20 protein-coding genes and 1 riboswitch are annotated in these 25,472 nt (G+C 41.2%); of the genes, 4 read left to right on the forward strand and 16 right to left on the reverse strand.

The features are described 5' to 3' along the window. Positions 1 to 7 precede the first annotated feature (7 nt). The 11 genes from ACGE0T_RS11795 to ACGE0T_RS11845 form a co-directional block, all read right to left on the reverse strand. On the reverse strand, positions 8 to 1,225 hold the full coding sequence (locus ACGE0T_RS11795; protein WP_459186837.1) for an oligosaccharide flippase family protein: 1,218 nt from the start codon (positions 1,223 to 1,225) through the stop codon (positions 8 to 10). 47 nt (positions 1,226 to 1,272) lie between these two features. Next, entirely contained in the window at positions 1,273 to 2,085 is an 813-nt protein-coding gene (locus ACGE0T_RS11800) for an acyltransferase family protein (protein WP_459186838.1), read from the reverse strand. Continuing rightward, positions 2,072 to 2,338 (reverse strand): hypothetical protein, encoded by a 267-nt coding sequence (locus ACGE0T_RS11805; RefSeq protein ID WP_459186839.1) that lies wholly within the window; start codon positions 2,336 to 2,338, stop codon positions 2,072 to 2,074. The genes ACGE0T_RS11800 and ACGE0T_RS11805 overlap by 14 nt, the downstream gene beginning before the upstream one ends. Positions 2,339 to 2,365: 27 nt before the next feature. Next, the gene (locus ACGE0T_RS11810; protein ID WP_459186840.1) at positions 2,366 to 3,634 is read right to left on the reverse strand and encodes a nucleotide sugar dehydrogenase; all 1,269 of its coding nucleotides are present in this window, start codon (positions 3,632 to 3,634) and stop codon (positions 2,366 to 2,368) included. A 22-nt stretch (positions 3,635 to 3,656) separates the two neighbouring features. Further along, positions 3,657 to 4,625, reverse strand: a complete 969-nt coding sequence (locus ACGE0T_RS11815; protein WP_459186841.1) for an SDR family oxidoreductase — start codon at positions 4,623 to 4,625, stop codon at positions 3,657 to 3,659. 7 nt (positions 4,626 to 4,632) lie between these two features. Next, entirely contained in the window at positions 4,633 to 6,555 is a 1,923-nt protein-coding gene (locus ACGE0T_RS11820; protein ID WP_459186842.1) for a UDP-N-acetylglucosamine 4,6-dehydratase family protein, read from the reverse strand. Positions 6,556 to 7,072: 517 nt separating this feature from the next. Next, positions 7,073 to 7,600 (reverse strand): nucleotidyl transferase AbiEii/AbiGii toxin family protein, encoded by a 528-nt coding sequence (locus tag ACGE0T_RS11825; RefSeq protein WP_459186843.1) that lies wholly within the window; start codon positions 7,598 to 7,600, stop codon positions 7,073 to 7,075. After that, entirely contained in the window at positions 7,597 to 7,929 is a 333-nt protein-coding gene (locus ACGE0T_RS11830; protein WP_459186844.1) for a DUF6922 domain-containing protein, read from the reverse strand. Before ACGE0T_RS11830 ends, ACGE0T_RS11825 begins: the two co-directional genes overlap by 4 nt. 116 nt (positions 7,930 to 8,045) lie before the next feature. Beyond that, positions 8,046 to 9,047, reverse strand: coding sequence for an ABC transporter ATP-binding protein (locus ACGE0T_RS11835; protein ID WP_459186845.1), 1,002 nt, complete (start codon positions 9,045 to 9,047; stop codon positions 8,046 to 8,048). A 2-nt stretch (positions 9,048 to 9,049) separates the two neighbouring features. Further along, positions 9,050 to 10,087: an iron chelate uptake ABC transporter family permease subunit gene (locus ACGE0T_RS11840; RefSeq protein ID WP_459186846.1), complete on the reverse strand. Its 1,038-nt coding sequence runs from the start codon at positions 10,085 to 10,087 to the stop codon at positions 9,050 to 9,052. Positions 10,088 to 10,095: 8 nt separating this feature from the next. Next, positions 10,096 to 11,253 (reverse strand): ABC transporter substrate-binding protein, encoded by a 1,158-nt coding sequence (locus ACGE0T_RS11845; protein ID WP_459186847.1) that lies wholly within the window; start codon positions 11,251 to 11,253, stop codon positions 10,096 to 10,098. Between the two features lie 45 nt (positions 11,254 to 11,298). Further along, positions 11,299 to 11,498, reverse strand: a riboswitch (cobalamin riboswitch). A gap of 89 nt (positions 11,499 to 11,587) precedes the next feature. Between ACGE0T_RS11845 and ACGE0T_RS11850 the strand changes: the two genes are divergently transcribed. Continuing rightward, positions 11,588 to 12,286, forward strand: coding sequence for a precorrin-2 C(20)-methyltransferase (locus ACGE0T_RS11850; RefSeq protein ID WP_459186848.1), 699 nt, complete (start codon positions 11,588 to 11,590; stop codon positions 12,284 to 12,286). Between the two features lie 86 nt (positions 12,287 to 12,372). Here ACGE0T_RS11850 and ACGE0T_RS11855 read toward each other — a convergent pair whose 3' ends face one another. Beyond that, positions 12,373 to 12,879: a glutamine synthetase gene (locus ACGE0T_RS11855; RefSeq protein ID WP_459186849.1), complete on the reverse strand. Its 507-nt coding sequence runs from the start codon at positions 12,877 to 12,879 to the stop codon at positions 12,373 to 12,375. A gap of 392 nt (positions 12,880 to 13,271) precedes the next feature. Between ACGE0T_RS11855 and ACGE0T_RS11860 the strand changes: the two genes are divergently transcribed. Further along, entirely contained in the window at positions 13,272 to 14,939 is a 1,668-nt protein-coding gene (locus ACGE0T_RS11860; protein WP_459186850.1) for a formate--tetrahydrofolate ligase, read from the forward strand. A gap of 181 nt (positions 14,940 to 15,120) precedes the next feature. On the opposite strand, the gene ACGE0T_RS11865 is transcribed toward ACGE0T_RS11860, so the two are convergent. The 4 genes from ACGE0T_RS11865 to ACGE0T_RS11880 form a co-directional block, all read right to left on the reverse strand. After that, positions 15,121 to 15,930 (reverse strand): alpha/beta hydrolase, encoded by an 810-nt coding sequence (locus tag ACGE0T_RS11865; RefSeq protein ID WP_459186851.1) that lies wholly within the window; start codon positions 15,928 to 15,930, stop codon positions 15,121 to 15,123. An 84-nt stretch (positions 15,931 to 16,014) separates the two neighbouring features. Further along, positions 16,015 to 17,754, reverse strand: a complete 1,740-nt coding sequence (locus ACGE0T_RS11870; RefSeq protein ID WP_459186852.1) for a thiamine pyrophosphate-dependent enzyme — start codon at positions 17,752 to 17,754, stop codon at positions 16,015 to 16,017. A 66-nt stretch (positions 17,755 to 17,820) separates the two neighbouring features. Next, positions 17,821 to 18,927, reverse strand: a complete 1,107-nt coding sequence (locus ACGE0T_RS11875; RefSeq protein WP_459186853.1) for a cytochrome-c peroxidase — start codon at positions 18,925 to 18,927, stop codon at positions 17,821 to 17,823. Beyond that, positions 18,927 to 19,685: a polyprenol monophosphomannose synthase gene (locus ACGE0T_RS11880; RefSeq protein WP_459186854.1), complete on the reverse strand. Its 759-nt coding sequence runs from the start codon at positions 19,683 to 19,685 to the stop codon at positions 18,927 to 18,929. The genes ACGE0T_RS11875 and ACGE0T_RS11880 overlap by 1 nt, the downstream gene beginning before the upstream one ends. Before the next feature lie 227 nt (positions 19,686 to 19,912). On the opposite strand from ACGE0T_RS11880, the gene mfd reads away from it, so the two are divergent. After that, entirely contained in the window at positions 19,913 to 23,278 is a 3,366-nt protein-coding gene (gene mfd / locus ACGE0T_RS11885) for a transcription-repair coupling factor (RefSeq protein WP_459186855.1), read from the forward strand. Beyond that, positions 23,275 to 25,179, forward strand: coding sequence for an AMP-dependent synthetase/ligase (locus tag ACGE0T_RS11890; RefSeq protein ID WP_459186856.1), 1,905 nt, complete (start codon positions 23,275 to 23,277; stop codon positions 25,177 to 25,179). The genes mfd and ACGE0T_RS11890 overlap by 4 nt, the downstream gene beginning before the upstream one ends. Positions 25,180 to 25,472 lie beyond the last annotated feature (293 nt).

Consider the following 25,472-nt stretch of genomic DNA (forward strand, 5'->3'; position numbering starts at 1 on the left):
TTTTAATCTACAATTTATATTTACCAGCAAATATAAAAACAAGAAAAGCTCGTAAAAATTCTATTATTAAAGTACAAACAGCAACTCCTATATAACCATAATATATAGCTCCTACAACTCCTAAAAAAATTCCAACTACAGATGTCACAGAAACAATATTCCTCAAAACCTTTTCCTTCCCTCGTAATACAAGAAAATTAATTCCATAGCTATTCATCACACTCATAGCTATGGAAGTAAAAGCCAGAATTTTCAATACCAACACAGTTTCATAAAATTCTTTACCTAAAAACACATCGACAATAATATTTGCTCCAAAAAATAGAATCAGGCTAATAAATACACTAATTACAAATGAAATAATTACATAAATATAATGCATATCTAACCGACGAGACAAATAAGGATAAAAAACACGCGAAAACAAAGATATAACATTGTATGATATAGATGTAAACTTAGTACCTCCGCTATATATACCCAGAGAATTTGCACCTTTAATATTACCTAATAATAAAATATTTATATTAGAATAAACTGTTGGCAAAAATATACTAACAAACATATTAAAACCTTTTACAATTTCAGAAATAATAATATCAAATCCAGGATAGTATATTTTTACATGATATTTTTTATTCATTATATATAAACAGAATATTGATGAAATAAAATAACCGGCAGCAATTAATACTGGCTGATATATATAATCCACATCTTCTTTTATAACCAAAAACACAAAAATCGTAAACAAAAATTTAGACAACACATTGAATAGTGTTATATATTTCATATCTTCCATTGCTTGAAAAAACCAATCCACAAATAACACATATCCAGGAATCAATAAAAATGTATATAATATAATTATTCTATTTTCATATAAGAATGGAATGAATATAAATCCTATAAATAATAGAACAAGGGATATAATCATTAGAAATATTCGAGCAAAAATTGTAGTTGAAACAATTTTAGAAATTTCATTTATATCATTTTTACAACGAACTATATCCCTTACAGAGGTATAATTAAACCCATAATCTGTAATTGTCTGAAAATAAGAAACAACAGCTGTACCTATTGCTATAATTCCAAAATAATAAACACCTATTACTCTTGCTAAATAAGGCAGTGTAATCAATGGAAGAATATAATTAGCAATTTGTAACAAAGACAGATATGAAAAGTTTAAAAACAACCTCTGCCCATCTTTACCTTTCAAGACACTATAGAGTAACAATTTTATTTCTATTTTAGATTTACAAATTCCTATCCAATCAGAAATCTGCCTATTTTTGTTTTAATCAGTAAAAAAGAAATCAGTACTGATACAACTAAACTTATAAATAATATCAGCCATGGTAATATAACATTGTTAATTGCAGATAATTGTATATTATAATATAAATATTTTAATATAAACTGATGTATTATATACACGCCATAACATATAGAAGAAGCCTTTACTAAAAAATTACTTAAAACATATTTTTCTGCATAAACAATACGATATACATAAACATACAACGCTATACAACCTACAGAAGCCATTATACTTCTAAGTAAATTTGATTGAACTAAAACTACTGTCTTATTCATGAAAGACAAATACTCATATCTGCAAAGCATATATTCCTTATAAAAATTATATAATATAAAAAACAATACAAATATAAATACACTTAACAATAAAGGTTTTACATTATACAAATATTTTTCAAAAAAACATCTATATTTATACAAAACAAAACCTCCATAAAAATAAAACATAAAATGACACATATTACCTAATCCAAATAATAAATTAGGAATTGGTAAAATAGAAATCACATACAATACTAACAACACATATACTTCTCGTAGTATATTATATTTACATATAATCCACATTACTACAAAACACCAAAATAACATTGGTAAAAACCAAAGATGACCACATCCTTGCAAAATTATTAATATACTATCCAGTAAAGTAAATTCATTTTCATTATATATATAAAAAGAATAATATAGTATGCCAAAAAAGATTGATGTTGCCCTCAATCTTTTAAATTTATTCTGAATAAATTTAAAAAAAAACATATTTGCGATTTAATGTTAAATATTGATATGCAAACAAATAACCGCTTATCACCACAAATGCTTGTAATGTAAATGAAATAAAGAATGGATTCAACCACTTGTATACAAGAGGGACATTCTCTGTAAGCGCTTCTACATTTTCCCATGCCCCTGAGTAAATTGCAAAAGAATGACCTATTACTATACATAAAATTAAAATGGGACGAATAATATAAACTTCATTAAGTCCTTCTTTTCTGGCATTTTCCATCATATACACTTTACAAACCGATAATAAAACTCATAATCTTCCATCTACCAAACACCTATCTATCTCTCCCTTCACATCAAAAATAACATGCTTCTCTTTTATAAAACAAGTTATATCAAAGGTATTCAATTTGCTATGAGCAACAGCAAAAATAGCTGCGTCAGCTTTTTCTTTAGGCAATTCATTCATAACATCTATCCCATACTCATGTTTAACAATCTCAGGATTTGCCCAAGGGTCATAAACTGTAATATTCAGATTATATTGTTCTAAAGCATGATATATATCTATAACCTTAGTGTTTCGTACATCCGGACAGTTTTCCTTAAACGTAAAACCAAGTATCAGAATATTGGAACCTAATACCTGAATACCCTTCTTCAACATCAGTTTTATTACCTCATTGGCAACATATTCGCCCATCCCATCATTCATACGACGTCCTGCTAATATGATTTCAGGGTTGTATCCATAACGCTGTGCACATTGAGCTAAATAGTAAGGGTCTACGCCTATACAATGTCCTCCTACTAATCCCGGCTTAAAAGGTAAAAAGTTCCATTTTGTGGAAGCTGCCTCCAATACATCTTGTGTATCAATTCCCATCTTATTGAATATCTTAGATAATTCATTCACAAAAGCAATATTGATATCACGCTGGGAGTTTTCTATCACTTTGGCGGCTTCTGCAACCTTCATTGTAGGAGCTAAATGAGTACCAGCTGTAATAACTGAAGCATAGATTTCATCTACTTTCTTTCCTATTTCAGGTGTCGAACCGGATGTCACTTTTTTAATATGTTCTACTGTATGAAGTTTGTCTCCCGGATTAATACGTTCAGGTGAATAACCTGCAAAAAAGTCTTCGTTAAATTTCAAACCGGAAACTTTCTCTACAACAGGAATGCATTCATCTTCTGTTACTCCCGGATAAACCGTCGATTCGTAAACTACAATATCGCCTTTGCTTATTACTTTACCAACTGTGGTACTTGCACCATAAAGCGGAGTTAAATCCGGATTATGGTTTTCATCCACAGGGGTAGGAACTGCCACCACATAGAAATTACAATCGCGGATATCTTCTATATTTACAGTACAAACTAAACCGTTTGCTATCGCAGCCTGTAATAATTCATCCGAAACTTCAAGTGTTGCATCATGACCTGCCATCAAAGCATCTACGCGCGCTTGATTCATATCAAAACCTACCGTTTTATATTTTGTAGAAAATAAACGTGCCAAAGGTAACCCCACATAACCTAAACCGATTACGGCTATTTTTACTTCTGTATTCATTTTTTCGTTGATTATTATCTGCTTATATATTCTTCCAATACCACTTAACCGCCTCTTTCAGTCCATCCTTCATATCATATTCCGGATGATATCCCAACAATACCTTTGCCTTCTCTACACTTGCTAATGAATGAGGGATATCACCTACACGATTCGGACCGTATAAAACTTCCACATCGGCTATAACCGGATCATATTCGCTTAAGAACTCTTTCAGATAATTCACCAGTTGATTCAATGTTGTTCGTTCGCCGAAAGCTGTATTATATATTTGGTTCACCGCATCCGGGTTTTCTGTAGTTAAGGCCAACAAATTCATTTGAACGATATTATCTATATAGGTAAAATCACGGCTAAATTCACCATCGCCATGAATAACAGGGCTTTCATGCTTCATTAATTGTTTTACGAACAAAGGAATAACAGCGGCATAAGCTCCAAACGGGTCCTGACGACGACCAAAAACATTAAAGTAACGCAACCCGATATACTCTGTTCCATATGTACGAGCAAAAACATCTGCATATAATTCATCTACATACTTGGTTATTGCATAGGGGGATAGCGGTTTACCTATTACATCTTCTACTTTCGGAAGAGATTTACTATTTCCATAAGTAGACGAACTCGCTGCAAAAATGAAACGTTTGACACCTGCATCACGTGCAGCGACCAACATATTCAAAAAGCCTCCGATATTGACCTCATTGGTCGTTACCGGATCCTCAATTGAACGCGGAACAGAACCTAATGCTGCCTCATGCAATACATATCCTATTCCTTCCACTGCCTTTTGGCAATCTTCCAATTTACGGATATCACCAACTATGAGTTTAAAGGTATTCGGATATTGTTTCAACAAAGGCAATAGATTCTCGATTTTGCCTGTAGCAAAATTATCCAGGCACCTTACCGTATGTCCCAATCCCAACAATGCTTCACAAAGATTAGATCCGATAAAGCCGGCGCCTCCCGTTACCAATACTTTCATATTATTTTTATTCTTTTATTTTATCTAATTTCTCATACTCCGAATTCTTACTCTTGAACTCCGGTACAATCTGTTTCATTACCCTTACAGTCTCCATCTTATCTACTTTAATAGCCAAATCTATCAAATGAGTTACCTCTGTAGAAATATCGTTGAAATCATATTCCCGTACTTTAGCAAGGAAAATTTTTGTATTTTCTGTTGGGATTGTATTCTCTTTGGTCGCCAGCAATTCTTCATAGAGTTTCTCGCCGGGACGGAGGCCAGTATATTTTATCTCTATATCTCTATCAGGAGTTAGACCGGCAAGTTCAATCATACGGCGTGCCAAATCGGCTATCTTTACAGGGGTTCCCATATCAAAGACAAATATCTCATTTCCTTTACCCATAAAGGCAGCCTCTAAAACGAGACGGCAGGCTTCGGGGATGGTCATAAAGAAACGGACGATATCGGGATGGGTTACGGTTAGGGGACCTCCTTTCATTAACTGCTCACGGAAGCGGGGGATAACGGAACCGCTACTTCCCAAGACATTTCCGAAACGGGTCGTGATAAAGCGGGTCTTACCGGAATACACGCCTTTGCTGATTGCCGCACTGAGGCTTTGGACATATATCTCGGCAAGGCGTTTGGAGGCTCCCATGACATTCGTCGGGTTTACCGCCTTGTCCGTGGAAATCATTATGAATTTCTCCACATTATACCGGACGGCCGTATCCGCCACGTTACGGGTTCCATAGACATTGGTATGGACGGCTTCACAAGGGTTCTCCTCCATCAGGGGTACATGTTTATATGCGGCGGCATGAAATACGATCTGAGGATGATAACGGCTGAATACACTTTCGACACGTGTTATCATACGGATGTCTCCCATGATTGGAAAAAACTCCACTTCCGGATATTTGTCCTCCAATTCGAGACGGATATTATGCATGGGCGTTTCTGCGCTGTCGAACAGGATAAGCTGTTTTAAACCGAAAGAACAGAGCTGGCGGCAAAGTTCGCTGCCGATAGAACCGGCTGCACCTGTTACCAGCACCACTTTGCCTTTAAGTGATGCACTTATCTCATTCATATTGATGCATATCTCATCACGCCCCAACAAGTCTTCAATATGGACCTCCGGAAGATTACGCAAAGTCCTTCTACCTTCTATGAGTTCATCTACGGAGGGCAAAATCAACATATGGACCTTCTTCTTCTCGCAATAGCGAACCAAACGCTCACTTTCGTCTTTTACGGTTTGATAGTCTACGAACAGTATCGCTTTAATATTTTTACGGTTTACCAACCGATTAAATTCAGCTTGGGTAGCAATAGAATAGACTTTATACTTGCCGATACGCATGGAAGTATGCGAACCAATAAGGAGATAGCCTCCTATACGGAATATTTGCTGGTCGGAAATGGAGATTTCACTCAGCAAGGTCGTCGGAACATTTTTTCCATAGATTAAAAACTTACCCCGAGCAGCAGTAACGCTATCAACAATGATTGAATAGGTAAGGATAAGAATGGCACGGATAATCGTTAATATAAAGAAAGTAAAAAACAAATCGATTAATCCGCCTAAAAAAAGGATACGGAAGGGAAGATTGACAGGAATGACAAATAACAGAAGTATGATCAAACCAATCTTCAGAAGAGATACCATGGCAATACGTCCTGTTTCCGTAAAAGAAGAGTGACGGATAATTCCTTTATAGGTCTGGCATAAAAAGAAACTCAAGCCACTGCAAAAGATAGAGGATATAAATATCCTCCAGAGTGTGGAATCGGCAATCCCCCCTATCCATAAATAAGAAACAAAGGCCAAAGCGGTAAGGGTGGAAGCCGTTGAGAAAAACAAGTCGGCAAGAAATATTGCCCAACGGCTAAAATATCTCGTACCCAATGCAGTTGTAATTAAAGCACTGATTTTCATAAGAAGAGAGCGTGTTTATTGTTCACAAAAAGGTTCGTCACTCCCAAATAAGAATAACGAATCGATTACAGATTTATCACTTTCTTTTGATTGAAAAACGCCTAAAAAAACGTTCGTTTCTGATTAGTCTTTTTTATCTAAAATGCTATAACATACTTTTTTAAGGATTTATCATTATGAAAATTATATATTCGATTGATCTGTAGAATAATAATTATTTAATGTGGATTTTGAATTTCAATATTAAAAACATAACTTTGCGCCATCAAAATGGCTAAAATAAACGAACGTTTTTTTAGTCATTTTTTATTCTTTCCATTTTATAAAAGGCGGAACATATTTATAAATTTTATCAAAGATTATTTACTGAATACTATTTTATATCGCATATCATATCTGACAAAGCATAAAAAAGCCGCTTTACCTTTACTGGCAAAACGGCTTCATATCTAATGGATGGATTTTCTTAAATAAATTTTATATAGACCGAGGATTACAGAAAATCAGATATCTCCGGTTACAACAATGACAATACCCGGCTTTTTACGTCTTCCCAAGTTACAGCCCGGAACATATAAGGTAATGGGTCCGGATCTGCATCATCAAAATAAGACAAACTCTTTAAAACCATAAAATCAGAACCATCGGGATACTTCTCTCTATAAAAAGAAAGCATTTGAGGTAAGGTATATCTCTCGGATAAAAAATATAAATCGATAAAATCTTTTTTCGTTCCACGTCCTGTAATCGCAGCCAATTTCATAGCTGCAATATCGTTTAAGTCAGCTAAACGAATCCCATCACATTCAATAAAATCAGATAACCATTTGTATGAATAATCTACAATATCTATTTTAACATTATTCAAAACAAATATATGAATATGGGCAGAAGACTTTAAAATAGTTAGATTGCCTATACTGCTTAATTCCTCAATAACAACTTCAGTATCTGCTATATGTCCAAAAAAATCTAAGTCTACGGATTTACGATGACCTATCTGAAGAGCCAAAGCTGTACCACCCACTAAACGGGTATCTGTCATAGATGGTAACTTCTGGATTTTTTTTTAAAGTTCCAGTGTTGGGGATTCGACTGTTGAGCTGTGTAACATCTGAATTGCTGAATAGGTATTTGGGATATTGCAGAAATATAAGATAAAGCACGAGGTTCTAAATCTCTAAACTTTTTTACATATGCGACAATTACAGGTAAAGTATAATAGTTGCATATCAGATTCCAATCTGATAAGAGCCCGTACTCTAACACTCTTTTTATAATATAAGAGGCATGCTCATCCATATCCAGACTATCTTTATCGACGTCCCAAAATAGATAAGAAGAAAACTGACCTATATATTCAAATGATGTCATTGTTATATTTCTCTTTTTTACAAAGATAGTTTATTCTATTATTTAAACAACGCTTTAAAGATTCATTTCCTTTCCAGTTTTCAAACTAAGGCAATCCTCACAAACGTAAAATCTTTCTAAACAATCTCCTTCAACAACCCCTCTATCGTATCCACACAGACCTCCCTGCCATCCGGGAAATGTATCGTGAAGTTATCAGTTTGTAAATTGCCGGTTTCAATCCATACATCGGATTCGACATGGCGGCTGCCTTGGATGCCGTTTCGCTGGAGTGCTTTACGTATCATGGCATATTTCTGTCCATGCCCTTCCAAACGGACTGCTGTTGAATATTGGTTTTCTATACGGAACAGACCGGTTTCCGTATCAAAGACAATTCCTTTTCGGGCAAAGAAACCGCTTAGATGACCGCTTAATGCCAAATCTTCCGGTGTACCGGTATGGATACCGTTCACCTTATCCATCAACCAGATTTTATCGGCTATCTGGAGAGCCAGTTCCAAGTCATGCGTAGAAAGGAAGATGGTTTTATCGGTAGTACGGGTAAGACGGTGGAGCAATTGCATAATCTCCACCTTACTCGGGAAATCAAGGAAAGCGGTCGGTTCATCCAGGAAAATCACAGGAGTTTGTTGAGCAAGCGCCTTAGCTATCATGACCTTCTGCCGTTCTCCGTCAGAAAGGGTATGTACCATGCGGGAGGCAAGATTTTCTATACGGACTAATGAAATGGATTCTTCTACAATCTTTTTGTCCTTTTTATCCAAACGTCCCCAAAAGCCAGTATATGGACTACGCCCCATACCTACCAGCTCGCGAACAGACATATTACGGATATCGCACTTTTCGGTCAACACAACACCGATAGTCGTACTCAGAACCTTATCTGAGAAAGTATCGATATCACGTCCCATCACGGAGATTCGTCCTTCTATCTTGGGTTGGAAAGCAGACAGCGTACGCAATAAGGTGGACTTCCCTACTCCGTTTGCTCCCAGCAAGCAAGTCAGTTCGCCACTGTAAATAGAAGAACAGATATGGTCGGCAACCCGTTTTGTCTCATTTTTAGACGGATAACCGATTGAGAGGTTTTCTATACGAATCGTTTCCTGCCTCATACTTATTCGTTTAATTCGTTTTTACGCTTACGGAACAAGACGGATGCAACTACCGGAGCACCGACCAGTGCCGTAACGGAGTTGACAGGTAGAGCCCCTTCAAAACCGGGCATTCGTGCAATCAAGTTACATACCAATGCCAATGCACCGCCAACCAATAAAGAAGCAGGCATCAGGATACGGTGGTCTGAGGTTTGGAAGATAGCTCTCGATAAATGGGGAACAGCCAGCCCGAGGAAGATAATCGGGCCGCAATATGCCGTAACGATTGCTGTCAGCACACCTGCCGAGGTAATTACCAGCAGACGCGACCGTTTTACATTCAAGCCGAGGTTACGGGCATACCCGTCACCCAGCAGCATCAGGTTCAAGGTCTTAACCAGCAGGAAAGAAAGAGGAAGCAATACCGCCATTATGCCAACGAACAACATCATCTGATTGCCGGACACACGGGAAAAACTTCCCAATCCCCAGATTACATATGCCCGGATGTCTTCTTCCACACTAAAGAACTTAAGGACACCGATTACGGCATTTGCCACATAACCGATCATCACACCGATAATCAGCAAAGTAACATTTCCCTTTACTTTCTGGGAGACATATACAATCAGCGCCATTACCGACAGGGAACCTATGACAGCCGCAACAGACAGGGCTATTTCCCCCATAAACCCGAGACGGCTCAACGCAACGCCCCCTATGCTACCACTCAACAAAACGACAAATGCCACTCCCATACTCGCCCCCGAACTGATACCTAATACGGAAGGTCCGGCAAGCGGATTACGGAACACGGTTTGCATCTGAAGCCCGCTGACGGATAATCCGGCTCCGGCTACCAATGCGGTAAGCGCCTGGGGCAAACGGGACTTCCAGATTATATTTTGCCAGGTAACCGATTCACCTCCATTCCCGCAAAGGATATTCCACACGGACTTCAAAGGGATGGAAACGGAACCTAATATCAGATTCAGGAACAGCAAAACCAAAATGGCTGCTACGATCAGAAGCATCGAAAATGAAGTGGATTGTCTCATCTGCCCGCTCATTTTAATAATGCATAATAGACCGGTGTATGCTCCGGCAATAAATCCGGATGGAATATATGGAGCAGGTCGGCAAGGACTACTTCCGGCTCTGTCGGCATATTCTCGTAGAAAGGGGTATCTTTCATATTGCAATAGATAATCCCTTTTTCTTTGAATGCACGGAAATCGGCATACCGGGGGTCTTGTTCTTTCAATGCGTCATAACTGAAAATACCGGGGTAGCTATTCACAATACGCCAATAAGAAGCGTCATCTCCTTGGTTATAGACCGTTTCAAAATCCAGCGTAACACCGCCCGAACGTTCATCGTCTTTCAGAAAATAATCGGCCCCGGCATCCTTAAACAATTGGGCAAGGAAACTTTCCCCTCCCACTGCATACCAGTTACCTCCCCGCATTTCACCGCTCAGGACAACCGGGCGTTTCTTTACGTGGCCCTCAGCCGTTAATGCTTTCAATTCATTATATCGTTTTTCGATTACAGTAAATTTATCGCAGGCTTTCTGTTCTTCTCCCAGCAACAACCCTATGAACTTAAGCCATTCGGCTTGTCCGAGCGGAGTCATTTCCTTATAGCCCAAATGAGGAATCAAAGGGATTCCCACATCTTTCAGGGTTTCATATCCGCCACGTTTAAATGGTGAAACCAGAATAAGGTCCGGATTCATGCTCATAATGATTTCGTTATCGAAATTACCTTCTATACCGATTTTAGCGGTCTGCCCTTCTTTCAGACGCTTAGTCATTTCTTTATTAAACAGGTGACGGGTACTGGTCACGCCTACCACTTTATCGAGGGCATCCAGTTTGATAAAGTTGGACAGTTGCAGGGATGTCATGCAAATAACGCTCCGGATAGGATATTCAATCTGCATGTATTCGGATGGGATACCGGTTGGCTTTGTACCCCGTTTCACTAATGCATAACGGAAGATATTGCTTTCTTCATGCTGCGGGTCTTGTATATCCACCAATATAAAATCTTTTTTATACTGGAGATTGAATCCTTTGGCATACTGGGGAACAATATGCATAGGGGTAGCAACAGCTTCCTCCACCGGAATATTCCCTTTGTCTGCGTGATTTCCTTTCGAACCGCATCCTCCCCCTAATAATATCAGGGCAAGGGCACCAGCCACTAAATACTTATTCATATCTGTTTTTGTTTTTCGATACAATCGTCCAACCCCACGAGGACGTAGTTTTAAATACAAATGGCAGGTCTTCTGACTTGCTTCCATGCTGAAAGCCTTCCCGGTATATCATAACCAGTGGCAAAAGGTGTTATCAGCATGTTTATAAAGCTTCACAGCAGCGTGGACTGTCCGGGATTTACACCCGGTTCCCTTTTAATCCGCCTCCCGAACGGGAGAGTGGAACCGATTCTGCCGGCAAATGTAATAAGAAAATAAAGAAGATTGGAATTCAAGGGCTGATTATTTGGATTGTCTGGTGATTTTAGGCAGTTTTGTATCCCAAAAAGAAAATATGAATGATCCGATAAACTTTGTATCGCTTGGTCCGGGGGAACCTGAACTTATTACAGTAAAAGGGTTGAAGGCGCTTCAACAGGCTGATATTATCTATTGTCCGGCTACCAAAAGCAAAAACGGACAGACTTTATCCCGTGCAGCGGATATTGTACAGGCTTTAGGAATCGATGTGTCTGCCATCTCTCCATTTATGTTACCGATGAGCAAAGACCGGACATCCGCATGGAAAGCTTATGATACATTATTTGAAGAAGCATCCGGACAATATAACGCAGGCAAACGGATTGTTATTGTAGCAGAAGGTGATGCCGGTTTTTATTCTTCCATCCAATATATTTATGACAAACTGGTTGCTGCCCGTATAGAAGTCCGACGGATAGCCGGTATTCCCGCATTCATTGCAGCCGGAGCACTTGCCGGACTGCATATTGTAAAACAGGAAGAACAGATTGTTGTGATACCCGGAACACCGACAGTAGACGAGCTATCGGAGAAAATCCAAGCCGGGTATGTAATCGTCATCATGAAATTATCCCAATGTACAGAAGCAGTGCATGCATGTATCCGGCTGTTTCCGGACAAAGCCTACCACTATTTTGAGAATGTAGGGACAGATAAGGAGTATTACACATCCGACCCAAAGGTGATTTCCGGAAAGACATTTCCCTATTTCTCGTTGATGATTATACAATAAATCCCTGCTATCCGAGGACAAGGGCACCTCTTTCAATAGCAGGGATTCAACTCAAAAGTTACCTAAAAACAAAACGTTGACTTATCTTATGCGATACACATAATCTCTTTTAAACGGTCGATATGGAAACGAAGGGTATCCAGATAAGGCATTACCGAGTTATGATACATAACAGCCTTCATATGCATATCTTCCATTTTATTGGTTGCACGGCTGGCTTCACGCATCTTACGGGCATTATAAAGGATTCCTGAAATATGTCCGTTCATCTCTTCCATCATTTTGCAGCCTTCCCAATAGATTGCTTCTGCCTCCTCCGGCATATAGACGGTACTTGCCTGCGATACGGTATCCAGCATATTCTGCTGATAAGCGCCTGCCATAGGAATTAGTTTGTGAATTGCATGATGACATAGCGAATGAGCTTCTTCCTGCTGTTTCGTCAATGAGACCTCCCACTTTGTTTCCTTTTCATCCGAGATAGATTTGGATACTTTACGGGAGCCGAAGCATTCCGATGCGATTCTTAACCATGTTTCTGTTTCGAAAACTTTCGCTGCAATTCCTGTCAAACTAAATCTTACTGTTGCCATAATCCATATCTTTTAATAAGTACAATTGAGAGTCCTTGGCTCTCATAAGTTTCTTTTTATTACTTTTATCCAACTGTTTACTTTCTTTTTATCATCATCACGATACAAAATTAATCAAATTATCAAACAGAGTACATTATATGGTTAATTTTAAAACTCTTTAATACAACAAACCGTCAAATGCGCATATTTTGTCAACTACAGTTTGCAAAAACCGTACAAAAAGTCATATAAACATCACTAACATCCATCCAAAAGACACTTACTAATCCATCCACCAATACACCTGCAACTGTTAAAAGACATATCCTGTATAAAAACATTCAACTTTGACATTCTGTTATTATATAAAAATCACATAGTTTATATTCATTCCTCAAAACATATAAAACATGAAATCGGACATAGAAATTGCAAGAGAAACATCCCTTCGGGAAATTACTGAAGTAGCAAAAGAAATGGGCATACCGGGAGAAGAGGTACAGAGTTATGGCAAATACATGGCTAAGATTCCGGTTCATCTGATAGACGAAAAGAAAATAAAACAACATAACCTTATTCTGGTTACCGCCATCACTCCTACCAAAGCCGGCATAGGAAAGACAACGGTATCCATCGGACTGGCTCTCGGGCTGAACCGTATCGGGAAAAAGGCGATTGTTGCACTTCGTGAACCTTCCCTGGGACCTTGTTTCGGTATGAAGGGAGGAGCAGCCGGAGGTGGTTATTCGCAGGTATTGCCGATGGAGAATATCAACTTGCACTTTACCGGCGATTTCCATGCGGTAACCTCGGCACATAATATGATTACGGCACTGCTTGCCAATTATATATATCAGACCCGGCACACTTGTGAGGGGCTGAAAGAAATCAAATGGAAACGGGTATTGGACGTAAACGACCGTAGCCTGCGTAATATCGTATCCGGATTAGGAGGCCCGGCAAATGGCGTCACCACCGAAACAGGCTTCGACATTACTCCGGCTTCCGAGATTATGGCTATCCTTTGCCTGGCAACTGACATTGAAGACCTGAAAAGACGTGTAGGCGACATCCTTTTGGGATATACCTACGATAATAAGCCGTTTACCGTAAATGATTTGGGTATAGCCGGAGCCATCACGGTTTTACTAAAAGACGCTCTGTTGCCCAACCTGGTACAGACAACGGAAAACACACCGGCTTTTGTACATGGAGGGCCGTTTGCAAACATAGCCCATGGCTGTAATTCTGTTTTAGCCACCAAGATGGCTCTTACCTACGGGGATTATGCAATTACGGAAGCCGGTTTCGGTGCAGACCTCGGAGCGGAAAAGTTTTTCGACATCAAGTGCAGGAAAGCAGGGCTTATCCCTAAATTAACCGTCCTTGTCGTGACCTCCCAAAGTTTGAAAATGCACGGTGGCGTTCCCGAGAAAGAAATCAAAGAACCGAACTTGGAAGGAATACGGCATGGTTTTGCCAACCTGGACAAGCATGTGGAGAACCTGAAGCGTTTCGGGCAACATATCATCGTTACCTTCAACCGTTTTGCTTTTGATACGGATGAAGAAATCGCCCTTGTTGAAACACATTGCAAAGAAATAGGCGTTGGCTTCTCCTTGAATAATGTTTTTGCCGAAGGTGGCAAAGGCGGCATGGATTTGGCAAAACAAGTGGTGGATATTATAGAAAACTCCCCTTCCGCCCCTTTAAAATACATTTATAAAGATGACGATCCGGTACAAACCAAAATTATGAAGGTATCGAAAAAAATATATGGCGCATCCAGTATTATCTATACGGATTTAGCAGAGAAAAAACTTAAACAGATAGAGAGCCTGGGCATCGGCCATTATCCCGTATGTATTGCTAAAACCCAATACTCTTTTTCTTCAGACCCGAAAGAATACAACGTACTGGAAGGTTTTGAATTGAAGGTGAGCGATATTATCATTAATAACGGGGCTGAGATGTTAGTCGTCATCATGGGAGAAATCATGCGTATGCCGGGACTGCCCAAAGATCCGCAGGCAAAACGAATCGATATTGTAAACGGGCAGATAGAAGGATTGAGCTAAGCTACTGGGGACATGGCTTCCCTACCACCGGGGAAACCGTTTCCCCACCACTTGGGATAGCTCTTCCCAGCCATTAGGGAAGCCTCTTCCCTAACTCAGGCGCCACCCATTCCACACCACTGGCGCCACCTCTTCTACAGTGGTGGCGCCAGTAACACGCAAAAGGAGGCTACTCCTATTCTTATTTACGGTTGAAAAACTTCTTGAAGAAAAGAAGCTGGTAATCGATAGAGTTTCTCCAATACTCACCATTATGGGCTCCGGGACGAACCAGGAAGTCATGGTCGATATTGTACTTCAGAAGTTTCTTATGAAAATCATTATTTACTTCAAAGAAGAAATCACTGTATCCACAGTCGATAATCAAAGCCAGATCGCCATTCTTAAGGCGGTCTATCTGGTTGATAACCGTATGGTCGTCCCATACTTCCTGATTGTTACTTTCCTCTCCCAACTGTTTGCTCATTTCCCAGTTGTTTGGGAAAGGACGGATATCTACGCCACCGCTTGTACTGCCGGCTGCTCCAAACACATCCTTATGACGGAATGAAAGCCACATTGCTCCATGGCCACCCATGCTTAAACCGGTTATGGCACGTCCTTTACGGTCCTTTATTGTCGGATATTTAGCATCTATATACTTGATAAGCTCGTTGGATACAAAAGTCTCATACCGTACGGAAGGGTCTTCCGGGCTATCCCAGTACCAGCTTTTCTGACCATCCGGGCAAACCATTATGATATTATCGCGGTCGGCAATTTCTTTCAATTCTGGCTTCATGGTAATCCACGATTTCGCATCACCTCCAAAACCATGCAACAGGTAAACAACGGGTTTAGGGGTTTGGGATTTTTCCGGCGAGATAACCACCACCTGTACATTTTTCTTCATCGAATTACTGTAAACTTGCAGTGTATCCACAACTGCCGCCTGCAAAGAGAAAGCGGCAATCGTGAACATGGCCAGCAAGCAAAACCTCAGTGTCTTCATCTTTTCTTACTTTTGATTGATTATTAGTATTAAATTAGTCAGACAAAAGTAAATAAAAAATGCAGTTTCCAACGCTTTTTGATATCAGAATACTTCTTTCCAGTGTTTTAAGTTCGTATCGATCGTATCCATAATTTCTTTGGTCCGGCCTTCCATCAACAGCTTATACATGGTCTGGGCAAAGCCGAACATTTGCGTAAATTCGATTTTTGGAGGCATAGCAAGAGCATTCGGGTCTGTCATGATATTAACAAGAGCCGGACCGCTTGACGCAAAAATCTTTTCGAGGGTAGGATACAAATCATCCGGGTTGCAAACATTATATCCCTCCATCCCCATTGAAAGGGCAATGCGGGAGAAGTCCGGGTTATACATATCCGTCTGCCAGTCAGGAAGTCCGGCTACTTCCATTTCCAGTTTTACCATTCCTAAGGAACGGTTGTTGAAGACAATCAGTTTTACAGGCAGCTTATACTGTACAATCGTAGCCAAATCGCCCAGCATCATCGACAAGCCACCGTCTCCACAGAGAGCCACCACCTGACGGTCCGGATAGGCCAATGCCGCACCGATTGCCTGGGGCATAGCATTTGCCATAGAGCCATGATTGAAAGAACCGAGCATCTTGCGCTGTCCTGTCGCCTGCAAATAACGGGCTCCCCATACACAGGTCATACCCGTGTCTACCGTAAATATCGCATCCCGCTTGGCCAGCCGGTCTATAACGGAAATCACATATTCGGGAGAAATCTTGTTTTCCTTGCCTTTTACTTCGGCCGAGGTTCTCAAATTCTCTTTTACCTTTTCGTAATGCGCCAGTTGGTCTTTCAGGAAAAGATTCTGTTCTTTCTTCCGTATAAGCGGAAGCAGTTCGGCCAGCGTATCTTTTACATCGCCGCAAAGCCCCATCTTTACACGTGCACGACGTCCCAGACGATTCGGATTTATATCAACCTGCACAATGGTATTGTGTTGTGGCATAAAAGCCTCATATGGGAAGTCCGTACCCAGCAACAACAAAACTTCCGCTTCATGCATACTGTAATAACCGGACGGCATCCCCAGCAGACCGGTCATACCTACTTCGTTCGGATTATCATACTGGATTTCCATCTTACTTTTGAAAGAATAAGCCACCGGAGCATTCAATAATTTAGATAATTCCACTAACTCATTATGTGCGTCTTTTGCACCGATACCACAGAACAAGGTTATTTTTTCCGTCTTATTCAATAAATCGGCAAGTTCTTCTATTTCTTTCCGGGAAGGTGCTACCCGTTGTTTGGTAGGGAAAGGAAGTTCGGAAGAGGCTCCTTCCACTGCCTTTTGGGAAGTCAAGTCGCCGGGCAGGCCGATTACTCCGACTCCACGTGATGATACGGCAGACTGGATGGCAGCCTGCAACATACGCGGGAACTGTTCCGGGGTAGTTGCTATCTGGTTATAATGGCTGCAATCATCAAACAGCTTGATTGTATTGGTTTCCTGGAAATATTCGGTACCGAACTCATGTGTCGGCAATGTGGATGCGATAGCTAATACGGGAGCACCGGAACGTTGGGCATCATATAGCCCGTTAATCAGGTGTACATGCCCGGGACCGCTACTGCCTGCACAACATGCAGGTAAGCCGGTTAGTTGTGCTTCTGCCGCAGCGGCATAGGCTCCGGTTTCTTCATGGCGTACATGCACCCATTGGATTTTACCGTTTTTACGAACGGCTTCGTTTACTTCATTCAGACTGTCGCCCGTAACGGCATAGATGCGTTTTATCCCTGCTTTCTCAAGCGTCTCGACCAGTTGGTCTGCTATATTCTTACCCATAGTATTTACTTTTAATTACACTGTATAGAAATAACTAAAAGCAGGATTGAAAAGTTGCAGAATCAATCACTCCGGCTGATACCCATCGGTCAATGTATGCATAAATGCGACAAGGGCCGCTTCTTCTTCCTTGGATAATTTAAGATTACCCAGTTCATCCTTATTTACGGTAGCTGCATATTCGGGAGCCGGGAAGTCCTCCACATCACGTGCATTATAGAAATGGACTATTTCTTCCAAAGTTTTAAAATAGCCGTTATGTCCATAAGGAGCAGTCAATGCTATATTACGCAACGTAGGAACCCTGAACTTTCCGTATTCGACACTGTCGTTCAGGAAAGCTCCCAAGCCTAAATCCATCGTATCCCGCCCGCAAGTATTATAAGGAGGAGGTACATGAAAGAACGGATTTTCCGGGTTCGACGGGATTCCCAGATTATCATAGGTATGGTCGGTAAACAAAACACGTCCGGCACGTTCGTCATTCTCCAGAATATGGCATTCTGCGCAAAGTCCTTTTTCTTTGAATAATGCCAACCCCTCTTCTTCCTGAGTAGTGAGCCGGTATGTCCCGGCAAGGTATGCATCGTATTTGGAACTGAACGGATTGACTTCTACAGAACGCTCATAAGCGGCCAGGGCGTCCAATATTTGGGAATACAAGGTATCAACTTCGACAGTTTCACCATAAAGCCTGACCAATTCGGGATAATAGGCTGCTTTACGTACTTTCCCTACAACCATTTCAGGGTCTTTATTCCCCATCTCCAACGGATTGATAAATGGCTGGGCAGCCTGTTCTTCCAACGAATTAGCACGCCCGTCCCAGAACAAACCGCCGACGTAGGTTTCATCCTCCTCATTATAGCACAAGGCGGGTACATATGCCACATAAGAGCAGGTCATGGCATTCCGGTTGCTGAATAACCCTTTTACGGCTCCTTCCGAAGTAATACGTGAATATTTGTCGGCAAACCCTTTTTCCGGAGTATGACAGGTTGCACAGGATTGCCCTGCCGGTTCGGATAGATTTTCATCAAAGAAAATCATCTTTCCCAACAACTCCTTCTCATTCAAATCCGGGGCGGTTTCTTTTCCGGATGTACAACAAAAGAGTAATAGACTTAGGATTAACCCGCAGAGCGGATACTTTTTGAAAAAACGATACTTCATTAATCACCGATTGCTTTCCGGCATCCTTTTTGAGGATACTTACGCCATAAACTCCACCATTTCAATCTCAAAACCCCGAACAGGGCTTCTCCGAAAATAGAAGAATTCATTTTAGAGGTGCCTAATACGCGATTCACAAATATAATCGGTACTTCCACAATCTTAAAACCACATTTGTAGGAGGTAAATTTCATCTCTATCTGGAAAGCATAACCTTTAAAATGAATACGATCCAAGTCGATTGTTTCGAGAACTTCACGGCGGTAACACTTGAAACCTGCCGTTGTATCCTGTATCTTCAATCCCGTTACCAAACGGACATAGACGGAAGCAAAGTATGACATCAGCACACGGCTTAACGGCCAATTAATAACATTTACGCCATTGCAATAGCGGGAACCGACAGCCACGTCCCCACCCTGTTCGGTGCACGCGGCATATAGTTTCGGCAAATCGTTCGGATTATGGCTAAAATCGGCATCCATCTCAAAGATGAAATCGTATTTATGTTCGATAGCCCATTTGAAGCCGCATATGTAAGCAGTCCCCAATCCCAGTTTACCTTTACGTTCTACCATAAAGAGGCGTTCCGGAAATTCCTTCTGCAACCTTCTTACAATATCAGCAGTACCATCAGGCGAGCCGTCGTCTATAATCAGGATATGGAACACCTTTTCCAATCCGAATACGGCACGAATGATATTTTCAACATTTTCCTTCTCGTTGTAAGTTGGAATAATTACAATGCTATCCGACATAACTTGTTAAATTAATTGACAATTGGCAATCGACAGCTGACAGTGATGGACTGCTTCAGGCTGTTTTGGCAATTTGTCAGCACTTTGATAGGGGCGAAGGTACATATTTTTAATTTATCTTTATGAAAGATGCTCCCGCTTTTTACTTAAAAAAGCTATCTTTGCAATCTTTCAAACAGCTTTTATAAACGGACTGAGCTGTTTGCCAATTGTCTTACTATACATAAATGGAGGTACAAGAGTTACTAAAAATATATGCCGCCCACCCTCAGGTTGCGGCATTAGACTCCCTGTTAAACAACGACTCGTCCCGTAATATATTTCTGAAAGGACTGAACGGTTCAGGGGCTGCAATGACGATAGCTTCTCTTTTTATAAAAAGAAGGGGGAGCTATGTATGCATATTGAATGACCAGGAAGAAGCCGGCTATTTCTATCATGATTTGGTTCAATTGACGGGAGACGACAGCATTTTCTTTTTTCCTTCGGCTTACCGTCGTTCCATCAAATACGGACATATCGATCCGGCAAATGAAATACTCCGGACAGAAGTCCTGAGCACGTTGCAGGATACGGACAAATCTTTCGTTATTGTTACTTATCCGGATGCTCTGGCTGAAAAAGTCATTTCGCAGGAAGTGCTGAAAGAAAACACATTGAAAATCAGTGTCGGGGAAAAGCTGGACAATATGTTCGTTTCGGATGTATTGGACGAATATGGTTTCGAGCAGGTTGATTACGTATACGAACCGGGACAATATGCGTTACGCGGCAGTATTCTCGACGTATTCTCTTTCTCTTATGAGTTCCCCTACCGCATAGACTTTTTCGGAAATGAAGTGGAGACGATCCGTTCGTTCGATGTCGAAACCCAGTTGTCCAAAGAGAAACTGGACAGTATCTACATCGTACCGGAAATGACCAAAAGCAACCGTTCCAACAGTTCCCTTTTGGATTCGTTGCCTAAAAATACGCTGATTGGCGCCAGAGACCTGGCATGGACAAAAGAACGTATCGACAGTATATGGAACGAAGAGCCGGTAAAAGCTGATGAAGAGTCTTTTGCCGACATCGACCAGATGCGTAAAAAGCTGATTACCGGAGAGACCTTCCTGCGTTCTGCTCTGAGCTTTCGCCGTATACATTTCGGAGTACGTCCGGCAGGAGTAGCAGATGCAACGCTGACATTCAGCACGCAGCCTCAACCTATTTACCATAAGAACTTCGATTTGGTAAGCGAGTCTTTCCTCAAATATATGGAAAGCGGCTACACGCTCTACATTCTGAGCGATGTGGAAAAACAGGCTACCCGTATCCGTTCTATTTTTGAAGACCGGGGAGATAACATTCCGTTTACTTCCGTAAATAAAACGATACATGAAGGGTTTGCCGACGAGTCCTTGCATATTTGTCTTTTTACCGACCACCAGTTGTTCGACCGCTTCCATAAGTTCAACCTGAAAAGTGAGAAAGCCCGTAGTGGTAAAATCACGCTTTCACTGAAAGAATTGAACCAATTTACAACGGGAGATTACATCGTACATATCGACCATGGAGTCGGACAGTTCGGAGGTTTGGTCCGAACCGAAGTAAACGGCAAGATACAAGAAGCTATCAAACTGATTTATCAGAATAACGATATCATATTTGTCAGCATTCATTCCCTGCATAAGCTTTCCAAATATAAAGGGAAAGATAGCGGCGAACCACCCAAACTAAACAAACTGGGAACCGGTGCCTGGGAAAGGATGAAGGAAAAAACCAAATCGAAGGTTAAAGATATTGCCCGCGATTTAATACTGCTTTATTCCAAACGCAAACAGGAACAGGGTTTTGCTTATAGCCCGGACAGCTTTATGCAACACGAACTGGAAGCCAGCTTCATCTATGAGGATACCCCGGACCAAATGAAAGCGACAGCCGAAGTAAAAGGAGACATGGAAAGTAGCCTGCCGATGGACCGCTTGATTTGCGGGGATGTTGGTTTTGGTAAGACGGAAGTAGCAATCCGTGCCGCATTCAAAGCCGTGTCCGATAATAAACAGGTAGCGGTATTGGTCCCGACTACAGTATTGGCTTTCCAGCATTTCCAGACCTTCTCCGAACGTTTGAAAGATTTCCCTTGCCGTATCGACTATATCAGTCGTGCCCGTAGCCCGAAGCAAATAAAAGAAATACTGGGAGATGTAAAAGAAGGAAAGATTAATATATTAATCGGCACACACCGTATCGTCAGCAAAGACGTCCGGTTCAAGGACCTGGGCTTGCTCATCATCGACGAAGAACAGAAATTCGGTGTATCTGTAAAAGAAAAACTCCGCCAACTGAAAGTGAATGTGGATACGCTTACCATGACAGCAACGCCTATCCCCCGTACTTTGCAATTCTCATTGATGGGGGCACGCGACCTGAGCAGTATCACTACCCCCCCGCCCAACCGGTATCCGGTACAGACAGAGGTTGAACGTTTCAATCCCGAGATTATCCGGGAAGCTATCAATTTTGAGATGAGCCGTAACGGACAGGTTTTCTTTATCAATAACCGTATTCAGAATATTTATGAAATGGAAGCTCTGGTACGCAGGGAAGTGCCTGATGCCCGCATAGCCGTAGGGCACGGACAGATGGAGCCGGAAAAACTGGAGAGAATCATACTCGATTTTGTAAATTATGAATATGATGTATTGATTGCAACCAGCATTGTTGAAAGCGGCATCGACGTACCGAATGCCAATACAATCATTATCAACAATGCGCAACAATTCGGATTATCAGACCTGCACCAGCTACGCGGACGTGTGGGACGAAGCAACCGGAAAGCATTTTGTTATCTCCTCTCTCCTCCTCTTTCAAGCCTGAGCCAGGAAGCCCGCAGACGTTTGCAGGCAATTGAAAATTTCTCCGAACTGGGTAGCGGCATCCACATTGCCATGCAGGACTTGGATATACGCGGTGCCGGGAATATGCTGGGAGCCGAACAAAGCGGCTTCATTGCAGACCTTGGTTACGAAACTTACCAGAAGATCCTGGAAGAAGCGGTTAGTGAACTGAAATCGGAAGAATTTGCAGATTTATATTCAAATGCAACGGAAGGACATCCCGACAGCGGCAGCGAATATATACGTGAAACCTATATCGAAAGCGATTTGGAACTAATGTTCCCGCCAACTTATATACCCAACGATTCCGAACGTATTTCCCTGTATCGCGAACTGGACAACATGGAAGAAGAGCGCGATATCCTGGCCTTCACCGAACGCTTGAAAGACCGCTTCGGAAAGATACCGGCGGAAGGGAAGGAACTGATACGTATCGTACGCCTGCGCCGTATGGCAAAGCAGTTGGGTATAGAAAAAGCGGTTCTGAAGAAAGGGCAGATGAGTATTTTCCTTGTTGCCAACCCGGACAGCCCTTACTATCAAAGCACTGCATTCGACAAGCTACTGGGCTATATCCAGAAACACCCGCGCGAATGCAATCTTCGGGAACAAAACGGGAAACGAAGCATCGTTATCAAAAATATCCCGACAGTAGAAACGGCTTGTGCTATCATGGATGAAATTGAAAAAATAAACATAAACAGCAAAATATGAAAAAAACACTGGTAGACCTTTTTGAAAGCTCGGTAAAGCAATATCCCGACAACCCGTTCTTATGGGAAAAGACCACGGACAAATTTATGCCTACCACTTATAAGGAGGTAAAAGAGCAAGTTTACATGGAAGGAGCCGGACTTGTTGCCCTTGGAGTAAAAAAAGGCGACAACATGGCTCTGTTGAGTGAAGGACGAAATGCCTGGATTATCGGAGAACTGGCCATGTTTTATGCCGGAGCGACAAACGTACCTCTCTCCATCAAGTTGGAGGAGGCTAACGATTTATTATTCCGTTTAATCCATGCTGAGGTTAAATACATTCTGGTTTCCGGTAATCAGCTTAAGAAAATACGCGCCATCCTGGACAAGCAGCCTTTAATAGAAAAGGTTATAATCATAGATGAGCAAAAGGAATACAACGAAAAAGAAATTTCCTTATCCAAAGTCTTGCAAATGGGTAAGGATTATCTGGCAAGCCATTCACTGGAAGAATTCCTTTCTATCGGACAATCACTACAGAACGATGACTATGCCACTATTACTTACACATCCGGTACGACAGCAGACCCGAAAGGAGTTATCCTGACACACCGGAATTATACGGCAAATATCGAGCAATCGCTTACTTGTATCGATATAGACAGTGATTGGCGTACTCTTGTCATTCTCCCGCTGGACCATTGTTTTGCCCATGTGGTAGGATTCTATATCTTCATGTCGAAAGGAGCTTCGGTTGCAACCGTACAGGTTGGGCGTACCGGAATGGAGACTTTAAAGAACATACCCGTCAATATCAAGGAATTTAAGCCTTATCTTATCCTAAGCGTTCCGGCCCTTGCCAAAAATTTCAGAAACAGCATCGAACAGGGTATCCGGGCACAAGGAAAGGCTGTTTCCCGCCTCTTTCACTTTGCATTGAAAACAGCTTATACTTATAATGGAAACGGTGGCGATGACAAAGGAAAAGGCAACCGTATACTACTAAAACCAGCGGTAGCTCTATTTGATAAAATACTGTTCTCCAAAGTACGGGAAAACTTCGGAGGACAATTAAAATTCTTTATCGGCGGAGGCGCATTATTGGATAAAGACCTTCAAAAGTTCTTCTATGCCATAGGCTTGCCCATGTATCAGGGATATGGGTTAAGTGAAGCTACTCCGGTAATATCCACCAACGGTCCCCGCCGCCATACATTCGGAAGCAGTGGTATTTTGGTACAGCCCCTCGATTTGAAAATATGTGATGCAGACGGAAAAGAACTTCCTTTAGGAGAAAAAGGGGAAATCGTTATCCGGGGTGAAAACGTAATGGCCGGCTATTGGAAAAACCCGGTAGCAACAGCGGATACAGTCCGTGATGGCTGGTTATATACCGGCGATATGGGGTATATGGGAAAAGACGGTTTATTGTACGTACTGGGACGTTTCAAAAGCCTGCTTATCAGTAGTGACGGTGAAAAGTACAGCCCGGAAGGAATCGAAGAAGCATTAGTGGAACATTCCTCCTGTATAGATCAGGTTATCTTATATAATAATCAGAATCCTTATACCGTAGCGCTTATCGTGCCGAATAAAGAACGTCTGAAAAAACTTTTAACCCACTCCCATTTGGATTTCTCATCCGAAAAAGGGAAAGAAGAGGCTGTTCGTATCCTACAAGGACAAATCAACCGGTTCCGTAAAGGAGGCGATTTAGCGAATCTTTTCCCGGATAGATGGTTGCCTGCGACATTCGCTGTTTTACCGGAACCTTTCACCGAACAAAACGGTATGGTAAACAGTACGATGAAAATTGTACGCGGCAAAGTAGAGAAAGCGTATGCTTCACGAATAGAATATCTATATACGCCGGAAGGTAAAAACCCTCTGAATATGGAGAATCTAAAAGCATTGAACTAAAACAAAACGGCTGTCCATTATAAAAACCGGACAAAGCAGTCTACTTAAAATATCCATATCGATAGTTACCACTACTTATACCAACCATCCGCCTTCCTATACAGGTAGCAAGGATTAAGTGTACGGGTAGTGGTAACTGATTTTACAGACAGATTGATGAGTATGGGGAATGAGTTCCTTTTTGTGGTATGTTGTTTCGTTTTACCCTTGTTTTTTAAAGATTTCTCCCAGCTTTGATTAAACTTTATTAATATCCACCATCTCTTTGTTAATTAGAAAAACCTTACCTTTGC

The organism is Parabacteroides sp. APC149_11_2_Y6, from assembly GCF_054506995.1.